Origin of the sequence: Micromonospora parva (assembly GCF_000718515.1) — a bacterium.
Classification (GTDB): domain Bacteria; phylum Actinomycetota; class Actinomycetes; order Mycobacteriales; family Micromonosporaceae; genus Micromonospora; species Micromonospora parva.
Genome location: NZ_JNZS01000040.1, coordinates 24100 through 34652 on the forward strand (window position 1 = coordinate 24100; position 10553 = coordinate 34652).

Consider the following 10553-nt stretch of genomic DNA (forward strand, 5'->3'; position numbering starts at 1 on the left):
TCAGTCTGCGCGGTCGGCGGTCAGGAGTCGTCACAGACTGCGCATGATAGCGGTGAAGGGGAGGGCCGAGATGGCCGCAGGGGAGTCGTTCGACGTCTACCGGTTGCCCGATGAGCACCAGGCGATCCGGGAAGCGGTGCGTGAGGTCTGCGCCGCGAAGGTGGCTCCGCACGCCGCCGAGGCCGACGAGACCGGGGAGTTTCCCAAGGCGTCCTACGACGCGTTGCGGGCGGCTGACTTCCACGCACCGCACATCCCGGAGGAATTCGGCGGCGCGGGGGCGGACGCGCTGGCCACCGCCATTGTGATCGAGGAGGTGGCCCGTGCCTGCGCGTCCTCCTCGCTGATTCCGGCGGTGAACAAACTCGGCACGATGCCACTGCTGCTGGCCGGTTCCGCCGAGATCAAGAGTCGCTACCTGACGCCGGTCGCGGCCGGTGACGCCATGTTCTCGTACTGCCTCTCCGAGCCGGAGGCGGGCAGCGACGCGGCGTCCATGACCACCCGGGCGGTACGTGACGGGGATCACTGGGTGCTCAACGGCGTGAAGCGCTGGATCACCAATGCCGGCGTGTCCGAGTTCTACACGGTTTTCGCCGTCACCGACCCGTCCGCCCGTTCCCGTGGCATCTCCGCCTTCGTGGTGGAGAAGTCCGATTCCGGGGTGAGCTTCGGCGCGCCGGAGAAGAAGCTCGGCATCAAGGGCTCGCCCACCCGCGAGGTCTACCTCGACAACGTGCGGATCCCGGCCGACCGGATGATCGGCGCGGAGGGCACCGGCTTCGCGACCGCGATGAAGACCCTGGACCACACCCGGGTCACCATCGCCGCGCAGGCCGTCGGCATCGCGCAGGGCGCGCTCGACTACGCCAAGGGGTACGTGGCCGAGCGTCGACAGTTCGGCAAGGCGGTCGCCGAGTTCCAGGGCATCCAGTTCATGCTCGCCGACATGGGCATGAAGCTCGAGGCGGCCCGCCAGCTCACGTACGCGGCGGCCGGCAAGTCGGAGCGCGGCGACGCGGATCTCACCTACTTCGGCGCGGCGGCGAAGTGCTTCGCCTCCGACGCCGCCATGGAGATCACCACCGACGCGGTGCAGCTGCTCGGTGGCTACGGCTACACCCGGGACTACCCGGTCGAGCGGATGATGCGCGACGCCAAGATCACTCAGATCTACGAGGGCACCAACCAGGTGCAGCGGATCGTCATGGCCCGGCAGCTGCTGGCCGACGTCGTCTAGGGCTCGCTCCGATGCTCCGGGGTCTCCGGAGCATCGGAACGTCCGTCACTGGTCGGGGGACGTCTCACTCACCGGCCGCACGGGGCAACCCCGCACCGCGTACGCGAGCAGTCCGGTCACCGCCAGCACGACGGCGCAGGCGGTGGCGGCGGTGGTCCCGGCAGGTTGGATCAGCCAGCCGGCGACCTGCATCTTCAGGTCCCGGCTGGGCACCATGATCGGCAGTACCGCGATCAGGGTCCAGGTCAGCGGGGCGATCCAGGACAGGGCGGCACCCAGCACCGTGGCGCCGAGCGCGGTGAGCCCGAGCAGCCCCGCGGTGTTGCGCACCGTCACCGCGAACGGCTCGTAACGCGCGTCGGTGACCATGCTGAGGGCCAGCAGCGCGGTGATCGCGGCGGCGGCGAGCAGCAGATGACCGGCGCGCCGTACCGGCCAGTTGACCGCCATGGTGTGGTCGAGGGCCCCGTCGGCGCCGTCGAGCGTGCTGCCGACCGCGACCACCGCCAGCATGATGGCGAGGCTGGCCGTCCGGGCGCTGATGGTCGCCGAGTCGGTGTAGGCCAGCGACAGCGCCCAGGCCAGTGCGATCAACGCGGTCACGGTGGCCAGGGCGAGGGGTACCCGGCGGGCGCGCAGGTGCAGCTGGAGGAACCTCACGGCCGGCCCGTCGGCACGTTCGCCACCAGCTCGTCGTCCCGGCAGGCCAGGGCACCCTCGCGGGCCGCCGCCATCCGACGTCGTTGTTCGACCTCCGGGAGGTTGACCAGCGCCTGGTACGCGCCCACCAGCTGGGCCATCTCCGACGGGGGCCACCCGGGCTGCGGGGCCGGTGGCCGACCGGTCAGCCAGGCGGCGGCGACCATCCGGGCCTCGTACACGTCGCCCCGCACCGACTGGTCGCCGCACTCCTGCCGCCAGGCGGCCTCCAGCAGGGCCGGCAGGAAGTAGTCACCGGACAGGTCGGCGCGCCCCACCCGGTTGATGGTGGGGGTGTCGAAGACGATCGTGTCGGCGGAGTGCCGGGCCGGGGCAGTGTCCGGGTCCGGCCGCGCCCAGTAGGTGACCTGTTGCGTCTGGACCGCCCGGACCGGTGCGTTGGGCAGCTTCGCCGCCATCATGGCGAGCGCCTGCCGGGCCGGGCCCACCACGTCCGGCAGCAGCGCGGCGTGCGTCCGCGTCACGCAGACCTGCGGGCCGTCGTTGTCGCACACCAGCTCGACGGCGACCGGGTCGACGACCGCCGCCCCGCGGGCTCCGCCGACGGGCAGGAGCGGTAGGGCGACCGCGACGCCGAGCAGCGCCGGGAGCACGGCGAACGCGACGGCGCGGCGACGGACGGCGCCGAGCAGCAGCAGGCCGGTCACGGCGAGAGACACCAGCCACAGCGCCTGCAGCAGGCTGACCCGGGTCGCGATCGTCTGGAAGTCGTCCAGGCCGGTGAACGTCGGTAGGAGCAGCACCCCCGCCGGTTCCTGCCGGAACTGCCCGATCTCCGCGCCCGTCGCGGGTGCCGTGATCCACTCCGGCACCAACGCCACCAGGACGAACCCGAGCACCGCGAGGACCGGCGCGGTGATCACCCGGGGCACGGCCCGGCCGGCGGCCATGCCCAGCCAACCGGCGGCGATCAGCGCCGGAACGCCGACCGCGGCGACGACGATCGTCGCGCTCGGGAAATATCCCGCCGTCGGCACCACCCACCCGGCGGCCACCAGGAAGACCACGACGTACGCGGCGACCACAGTGACCGCGAGAGCGCTGGCGGTCGGCACGACCCGCTGCCACCGTGGCCGGACGGTGCTGGCGAACAACTCGTTGACGCGGCAGCGCGCGTCGCGCCGCCCCAGCCACGCCCCACCGGCCAGCGCGAGTGGCAGCAGCATGATCAGCGTCGACCGGGCGAGCACCGCCAGTTGCATCCACCGCCCCGCGAAGAACTGGGTGGACGACAGGAGCAACGCCGCGCCGGTCACCAGCAACAACAGGCCGACGCCCAGAGCCGCCGACCGGCGTAGCTCGATGCGGAGGATTCGTCCGGTCACGCCGACACCCGCTCCCGGTGGGCGCGCAGCAACGACGAGTAGCCGCGTTCGGTGGCGCTGTCGCCGGCGTCGGCGTCGCCGCCCTGCGCGGCCAGCTCTCCCGTGCTGCCCTGCCACACCAACCGACCCTCGCTGACCAGCACCACGTCGGTGCAGGCCACCGCGACGTCCTCCACCAGGTGGGTGGAGACGAGTACGCAACTGTCCAGGCCGATCTCCCGCAGCAGCTCACGGAAGTCGAGGCGTTGCTCCGGGTCCAGGCCGACCGTCGGCTCGTCGAGCAGCAGCACCGTCGGATCGTTGACGATCGCCTGGGCGATGCCGGCGCGGCGCAGCATCCCGCCGGACAGCGTCTTCATGCGGGAGTCGGCACGGTCCGCCAGGCCGACCCGTTCGACGGCCCGTTGCACAGCGCCAGGGATGACCGCCTTCGGCATCTCCTTGAGCCAGGCGATGTACTCGACGAACTCGCGGACGGTGAAGCGCGGGTAGAAGCCGAAGTGCTGCGGCAGGTACCCCAGGCCGCGGCGGACCTGGCGCAGGTCGGCACCGGCGGTGACCTCCTCACCGAGCAGTGTCAGCCGCCCACCGGCCGGCTTCACCACGGTGGCCAGGGCTCGCATCAACGTGGTCTTCCCGGCGCCGTTGGGGCCGAGCAGCCCGTGCACGCCGGTGCCCAACCTCAGGTCCAGACCGTTGACCGCCAGGTGTCGGCCGGCCCGGACCCGCAACGTCTCGGCGTGCACCGCCCACGCGTAGGTGGACGGCGCGGTCTCCGCCACGCTGACCGTACGCATCATCGTGTCTCCATTCGGTGCTGGCTGGATCTCGTCATCGGAACGTGCTGGTGGGCAGCTGCGACCGCCATCGGGCCTGGACGAAGACCACGGCCAGCAGCAGCGTTGTGGCGAGCGCCCAACCGGTCAGGCTGCTGCCGGCGAGGACGGCCGGGAGTCGCCCGCCGACCAGGCTCGGCGCCACGACACCCAGGGACCAGGCGAGCGCCAACCCCAGTGCGGCCCGGTCGATCCCCACCACGGTGCCGAGCGCCAACGCCCCGGCGGTGAAGCCCAGCGCCGGCAGCAACCAGAGGCCGGGGGAGTGCCCGGTGCCCCAGCCGGCCACCGCGAGCACCGGCAGGACCGCTACCAGCGCCCCCAACGAACGGCGCATCAACAGCGGCAGGCCGGTACGGGGTGTGGTGGCCGCCAACTCCCACACCGGGTCGCCCCGCCGACTCCAGACGGCGGCCACCGGCAGCAGCGGCGCGACCGGAGCGACCAGCAGCACCAGCGACGGCAGGCTGGCGAAGGTCTTCTCGAACAGGACCGCGGCCAGCATCAGCCCGGCGGCGGTGGCGAGCCAGGGCAGGATCCGGGCGGCGACCCCGGTACGCGGTAGCCGCCGACGACGCACCGGTGCGGGGCCGGTGGCGATCCCGGCGGCCACGGCGCCGGCCACCCGGTCCAGCAGGCCACGCGTGCCCGGGTCGACGGTATGGGTCAGCAGTGCCCGGCAGTCGGCGCAGGTCTCCAGGTGCGCCTCCACCGCCCAGATGGTCGCGTCGTCGACGCCCACCCCGCCCGAGGCGTAGTGGGAGAGGAGAGCGGGCGTGGGGTGAGCGGTCATGACAGCGCCTCCCGCAGTGCGATTCGGGCGCGTCTCGCGCGGGTCTTCACGGTCCCCTCCGGCATACCGAGCAGCAGCGACGTCTCCCGGGCGGTCAGCCCGTCGAGGACCATCGAGCGCAGCACCTGCCGCAGTTCCGGGGGGAGCGCGTGCAGGGCGTTCTCCAGGTTGGCGTCCATCCCGCCGGCCAACGCCTCGTCCTCGGCCGCCGGGGCGACGGGTTCGAAGGTGCGTACCGTCGGGATCCGCTCGCGTCGGGCCCGGTGGCGGAACGCGTCGATCAGCCGGTGCGCGGCGATCGTCCACAACCAGCCCACCGCGCTGCCGGAGGTGGACTGCGCCTGGCTGCCGGCCGACCGCCAGACCGCCAGGTACGTCTCCTGGAGCACCTCGGCCACGATGTCCTCGTCGGCGCAGCGTCGACGCAGCCGCACGGTCAACCACGGGGCGGTACGCCGGTACAGCGCGTCGAACGCGCGCCGGTCGCCCCGGGCGACGCGGCGGAGGAGTTCACCCTCGTCGAGACCGTCCAGACTTCGCTTCACACCAGGCAAGACGACGCGTACCCCATCCCCGGTTCTGATCGTGCTGTGACAGTGGTCACAGCTCGCTCGGCCGAACGGGGTGGGGTGACTCCCCACACACCGGGAACGTCACACACCGCCGAGGTGTTGCCGACCGACAGAATCACCCTCGGATGATCGCCCCACCCGGCCACCCCCGCCACGACCCCTGCCTCGTCACGTCCACGCAGCCCACCGTCGAGCGCCCCACACCGTGCCGCCGCGTCCACGCGGCCCGGTCGACGCCCCGCGCCGCCGCTCGTGACGACGCACCAGCTTCCGCAGAGAGATCGAGATGATGAAGCAGTTGGTGGAGAAGACCGGACGCGATGCCGCCGTCGCGCCCGAGGTACTGCCCGGCGACCTGATGACCAATCGTCAGCGGGCACAACTCGTCCTCGTGCTGGGCGCGTTGATCGCGATCGGGCCGCTGACCATCGACATGTACCTGCCGGCCCTGCCCGCCATCACGGCGGGCCTGCAGACCACCGAGACCGCCGTGCAGTTGACGCTGACCGGCACGCTCGTCGGCCTCGCGCTGGGCCAGTTGCTGATCGGGCCGCTCTCCGACGTGGTCGGGCGGCGGGTGCCGCTGCTGGTCGGTCTGGCCGCGCACATCGTGGCATCCGTGCTGTGCGTCTTCGCACCCAACATCACGGTGCTCGGCGGGCTGCGCGTACTCCAGGGGCTCGGTGTCGCGGCCGCCACGGTGGTCGCGACGGCAGTGGTCCGCGACCTGTTCAGCGGGGCCTCGTTCGCCCGGATCTTCTCCCGGCTGATGCTCGTCATGGGCCTGGCGCCCATCCTCGCTCCGACGCTGGGCAGTGGCCTGCTGAGCTGGACCGACTGGCGGGGTGTCTTCGCGGCGTTGGCGGTGCTGGGCGCGCTGCTGATCGTCGTGGCCGCGTTCCGGCTCCCGGAGACCCTTCCGGTGGCGCGTCGGCGCCACGGCGGGGTGAGCGCCACCCTGCGCGACTACCGGGGGTTGCTCAACGACCGGGCGTTCGTCGGCCTGGTGCTGGTCGCCGGGCTGGCGATGGCGGCCCTGTTCGCGTACGTCTCGGGTTCGTCGTTCGTGCTGCAGCAGGAGTACGGCCTCGACGAGCAGCAGTTCGGCATCGCCTTCGGGGCCGGCGCGGTGGGGCTGATCGGAGCCACCCAGTTCAACGTGCGGCTGCTGCGCCGCTACACCCCGCAGCAGATCCTGGTCAGCGCCCTGATCGCCGGAACGGCTGCCGGCCTGCTGCTGGTGATGTTCGCGGCGACCGGATTCGGTGGCCTGGGTACCCTGCTCGCGTCGTTGTGGCTGGTCCTGGCCGCCGCCGGGCTGGCCCTGCCGAACGCGCCGGCGCTGGCCATGAGCCGGCACAGCGAGGCCGCTGGCACCGCCGCGGCGCTGCTCGGCGCGGTGCAGTTCGGCATCGGGGCGGTGACGGCGCCACTGGCCGGTCTGTTCGGCACGGGGAGCGTACCGATGGCGATCGTCATCGCTGGCGGCATGGCCGCCGCGCTGATCGTCATGCTCGTTGTCGTTCCGCGCGCCAGCCTCGGCACTGTCGACCCGGACCTGGCTGTCGCGCTGCACTGACAACGCCCGGCGGTCGCGCCGCAGCGGGCCCCGTCGTCGCGCGGGAGAGACGGAGGGCGGGCCGGTTTCACCGGCCCGCCCCGACGATCAGCGGATCTCGGTGGTGTCCTCGGGGCGCGGCTGACCGCGCGGTGGGGCGGACCAGGGTGATTCGCCACCCACCCGGCGGGGCAGCGGTTCGGTCGGTGTCGAGTCGGCCGGGTAACCCAGAGTGACCGGCGCGGTGTCCCGCTCCGCCGCCGCGGGGGGCGGCCAGTCGGTCAACGTGAAGTCGTCGTTGCGGGGGCCTCCGTCCGACGCGGGGGCGGGTGCCGTGGCCGGAACGGCCGCCGGGCTCGGCCACTGCCGCCACCGCTGTTGGCTGAAGGTGGCCATCAGCAGCAGCATGCCGATCAGGAAGAGCGTGCCGTTCTCCACGGGCAGGCGCAGCGGCAGCGGGTCGCCGAACACCTTCCACTCGTGCGGGATCGCGTCCCGCACCGAGAAGGGCGCCACGAACATCCCGATGTACGGGGTGACCAGCAGCGCCCCCGCCACCAACGGGCCCAGCGGTGAGAAGCGCAGCGTGCCGAGCAGGCCCAGCAGGACACCGCCGACACCGAGGTACACGGCCGGCTCGATCAGGTTGGCGGTGTTGAACGTGCCGATCTCCACCCAGCGGTCGACCGTCCGGCTCGACCCGTCCTGCCCGAGTGTGACCAGCACCCAGGTGATGGGTGCCACCACCAGCCCGGCGAGGAAGCTCCAGAGATGTCGCATCCGCGCACCGTACCGTTTTCGACATGACTGAGCACCTCTCCGCCGCTCCGAACGGCAAGCCGACGTCGTACTCGCGCGTCACTCTCAGCAAGATCATGACGGCGGTGGACGTCAACCTCTACGGCACCGTGCACGGTGGGGTTCTGATGAAGTTCGTCGACGACGTGGCCGGGGCCGCTGCCGCCCGGCACAGCGGCGGAACGGCGGTGACCGCGGCGATCGACGAGATCGTCTTCTCGGAGGCGGTCCGGGTCGGCGACCTCGTGCACGCCCACGCCCAGGTGAACTGGACCGGCCAGACCTCGATGGAGGTGGGCGTACGGGTGGTCGCCGAGCGGTGGGACTCGGCCGAGGACGCGCCGGTCCGGGTGGCCACCGCGTACCTGGTGTTCGTCGGCGTGGACGTCGGTGGGGCGCCGCGCGCGGTCCGCCCGGTGCTGCCGGAGACCGCGGAGGACGAGCGGCGGTACAAGGAGGCGGAGATCCGCCGGGCGCACCGCCTCGCCCGCCGTCGAGCCATCCAGGCCCACCGCGCGGGCTGACCCACATGAGGTGGCGGGTTGGAGTGTGGGACGGGCACGCGTCGGTCGGCCTACCCGGTGCGCAGAATGGCGCTTCGAGGTAGGGCAAGATGGCGCCACGGCCCAGTCACAGTGTCGTGTCGGGCCAGGGGGAGGGTGGACCAGTGGGTGACATGCTGTGGGCGCCGCCGGCGGACGTACGCGAGCGGTCCCGGATCGGCGCCTACCTGCGCTGGCTGCGGGAGCACCGCGGGTTGGACTTCGCCGACTACGACGCGTTGTGGCGCTGGTCCACCACCGATCTGGACGGGTTCTGGCGCTCGATCTGGGACCACTTCGAGGTGATCGCACACACCCCGCCCACCGCGACCCTGGCGCAGCGGGTGATGCCGGGCGCCCGTTGGTTCCCCGGCGCCACGCTCAACTACGCCGAGAACGTGCTGCGGATGCCGGGTCGGGGCGACGACGACCCGATGGTGATCTCCCACGGGCAGACGCGCCCGCCGGTCACGCTGACCGCCGGGGAGCTGCGCGAGCAGGTCCGCCGGGTGTCGGCCGGGCTGCGCCGGCTCGGCGTCACCGCCGGTGACCGGGTGGCGGCGTACGCCCCGAACATCGGCGAGACGTACGTCCTGCTGCTGGCCACCGCCAGCCTGGGCGCCATCTTCTCGTCCTGCGCCCCCGAGTTCGGCACCCGCAGCGTCACCGACCGCTGGCAGCAGATCGAACCGTCGGTGCTGGTCGCCGTGGACGGGTACCGGTACGGCGACAAGCCGGTGGACCGCCGCGCCGAGGTGGCCGCGATCCGGGCCGCCCTGCCGTCACTGCGGCACACCGTCAGCATCGGCTACCTCGACCCGGCGGGCCCCGCGCCCGACGGCGCGCTGAGCTGGGCCGAGCTGGCCGCGCCCGTGGACGAGCCGTTGACGTTCACGCCGGTGCCGTTCGACCACCCGCTCTACGTGCTCTACTCCTCGGGCACCACCGGGTTGCCGAAGCCGATCGTGCACGGCCACGGCGGCATCCTGCTGGAGCACCTGAAGATGCTGGCCCTGCACCACGACCTGGGCCCGGCCGACCGGTTCTTCTGGTTCACCACCACCGGGTGGATGATGTGGAACTTCCTGGTCTCCGGGCCGGCGGTGGGCGCGAGCATCGTGCTCTTCGACGGCAACCCGGCGGTCCGCGCGGAGCCCGGCCGGCCGGCTGAGCCCGACCTCGGCGGGTTGTGGCGGATGGCGGCGGAGACCGGCACCACGTACTTCGGCACGTCCGCGCCGTACCTGCTGGCCTGCCGCAAGGCCGGGTTGGTCCCCCGGGACGTCGCCGACCTGTCGGCGGTACGCGGCGTGGGTTCCACTGGTGCGCCGCTGCCCGCCGAGGGCTTCCGCTGGGTGTACGAGACCGTCGGCGACCACCTCCAGCTCCAGTCGCTCTCCGGCGGCACCGACGTGTGCACGGGTTTCGTCGGCGGGGTGCCGCTGCTGCCGGTGTACGCCGGTGAGATCGCCTGCCGGGCGTTGGGCGCCAAGGTGGAGGCCCGTTCCGCCGACGGCACGCCGGTGATCGGCGAACTCGGCGAGCTGGTGATCACCGAACCGATGCCGAGCATGCCGGTGGGCTTCTGGAACGACACTGACGGCACCCGCTACGCGGAGGCGTACTTCGACGTCTACCCGGGCGTCTGGCGGCACGGCGACTGGATCACCATCAACGAGCGGGGTGGGTGTGTGATCACCGGGCGTTCCGACGCCACCCTCAACCGTGGTGGGGTCCGGCTCGGCACCGCCGAGTTCTACTCCGTGGTCGAGGGGCTCGACGAGGTGCTCGACTCGGTCGTCGTGCACCTGGAGGACGATGAGGGCGGCGCCGGTGAGCTGCTGCTCTTCGTGGTGCTGGCCGACGGTCTGGAGTTGGACGACCCGATGCGCACGAAGATCTGCCGTGAACTGCGGACGGCGCTCTCACCCCGACACGTGCCCGATGAGATCCACCAGGTGCGGTCGGTGCCCCGGACGCTCTCGGCGAAGAAGCTGGAGGTGCCGGTCAAGAAGATCCTCACCGGCACCCCGGTCGACCAGGCGGCGGCCAAGGGCGCCCTGGTCAACCCCGAGTCGTTGACCGCCTTCGCCGCCCTGGCCCAACGCCGCCCCAAAGCCTGCCCCACCCCCCCCCCCCCCCCCACCCCGCCCCGCCCCGCCCCCACCC

At 72.3% G+C, this 10553-nt stretch carries 10 protein-coding genes; 4 read left to right on the plus strand and 6 right to left on the minus strand.

Annotated features, from left to right (window positions below; translation table 11 throughout):
• Window positions 1-70: 70 nt before the first annotated feature.
• Window positions 71-1240: an acyl-CoA dehydrogenase family protein gene (locus tag IF22_RS0131320; protein ID WP_030337958.1), complete on the plus strand. Its 1170-nt coding sequence runs from the start codon at window positions 71-73 to the stop codon at window positions 1238-1240.
• A 45-nt stretch (window positions 1241-1285) separates the two neighbouring features.
• On the opposite strand, the gene IF22_RS0131325 is transcribed toward IF22_RS0131320, so the two are convergent.
• Genes IF22_RS0131325 through IF22_RS0131345 form a run of 5 tightly spaced genes read right to left on the minus strand, consistent with a single transcriptional unit; the run spans window position 1286 to window position 5459 of the window.
• Complete coding sequence (locus IF22_RS0131325; RefSeq protein WP_051708900.1) at window positions 1286-1900, minus strand: hypothetical protein; 615 nt, start codon at window positions 1898-1900, stop codon at window positions 1286-1288.
• Complete coding sequence (locus IF22_RS0131330; protein ID WP_051708901.1) at window positions 1897-3285, minus strand: hypothetical protein; 1389 nt, start codon at window positions 3283-3285, stop codon at window positions 1897-1899. The genes IF22_RS0131325 and IF22_RS0131330 overlap by 4 nt, the downstream gene beginning before the upstream one ends.
• Window positions 3282-4082 (minus strand): ABC transporter ATP-binding protein, encoded by an 801-nt coding sequence (locus tag IF22_RS0131335; RefSeq protein WP_156058026.1) that lies wholly within the window; start codon window positions 4080-4082, stop codon window positions 3282-3284. The genes IF22_RS0131330 and IF22_RS0131335 overlap by 4 nt, the downstream gene beginning before the upstream one ends.
• Before the next feature lie 34 nt (window positions 4083-4116).
• A complete protein-coding gene (locus IF22_RS0131340; RefSeq protein WP_036412732.1) occupies window positions 4117-4914 on the minus strand; it encodes a cupin domain-containing protein in 798 nt (265 codons plus the stop codon).
• Window positions 4911-5459 (minus strand): RNA polymerase sigma factor, encoded by a 549-nt coding sequence (locus tag IF22_RS0131345; RefSeq protein ID WP_051708902.1) that lies wholly within the window; start codon window positions 5457-5459, stop codon window positions 4911-4913. The genes IF22_RS0131340 and IF22_RS0131345 overlap by 4 nt, the downstream gene beginning before the upstream one ends.
• A 313-nt stretch (window positions 5460-5772) precedes the next feature.
• Between IF22_RS0131345 and IF22_RS0131350 the strand changes: the two genes are divergently transcribed.
• On the plus strand, window positions 5773-7065 hold the full coding sequence (locus IF22_RS0131350) for a multidrug effflux MFS transporter (protein WP_245233792.1): 1293 nt from the start codon (window positions 5773-5775) through the stop codon (window positions 7063-7065).
• Window positions 7066-7152: 87 nt separating this feature from the next.
• Here IF22_RS0131350 and IF22_RS0131355 read toward each other — a convergent pair whose 3' ends face one another.
• Window positions 7153-7824 (minus strand): hypothetical protein, encoded by a 672-nt coding sequence (locus IF22_RS0131355; RefSeq protein WP_030337965.1) that lies wholly within the window; start codon window positions 7822-7824, stop codon window positions 7153-7155.
• A gap of 23 nt (window positions 7825-7847) precedes the next feature.
• Between IF22_RS0131355 and IF22_RS0131360 the strand changes: the two genes are divergently transcribed.
• On the plus strand, window positions 7848-8366 hold the full coding sequence (locus IF22_RS0131360) for an acyl-CoA thioesterase (protein WP_030337966.1): 519 nt from the start codon (window positions 7848-7850) through the stop codon (window positions 8364-8366).
• Window positions 8367-8509: 143 nt separating this feature from the next.
• The coding region (locus IF22_RS0131365) for an acetoacetate--CoA ligase (protein WP_081884197.1) at window positions 8510-10553 on the plus strand (2044 nt) is incomplete at its 3' end.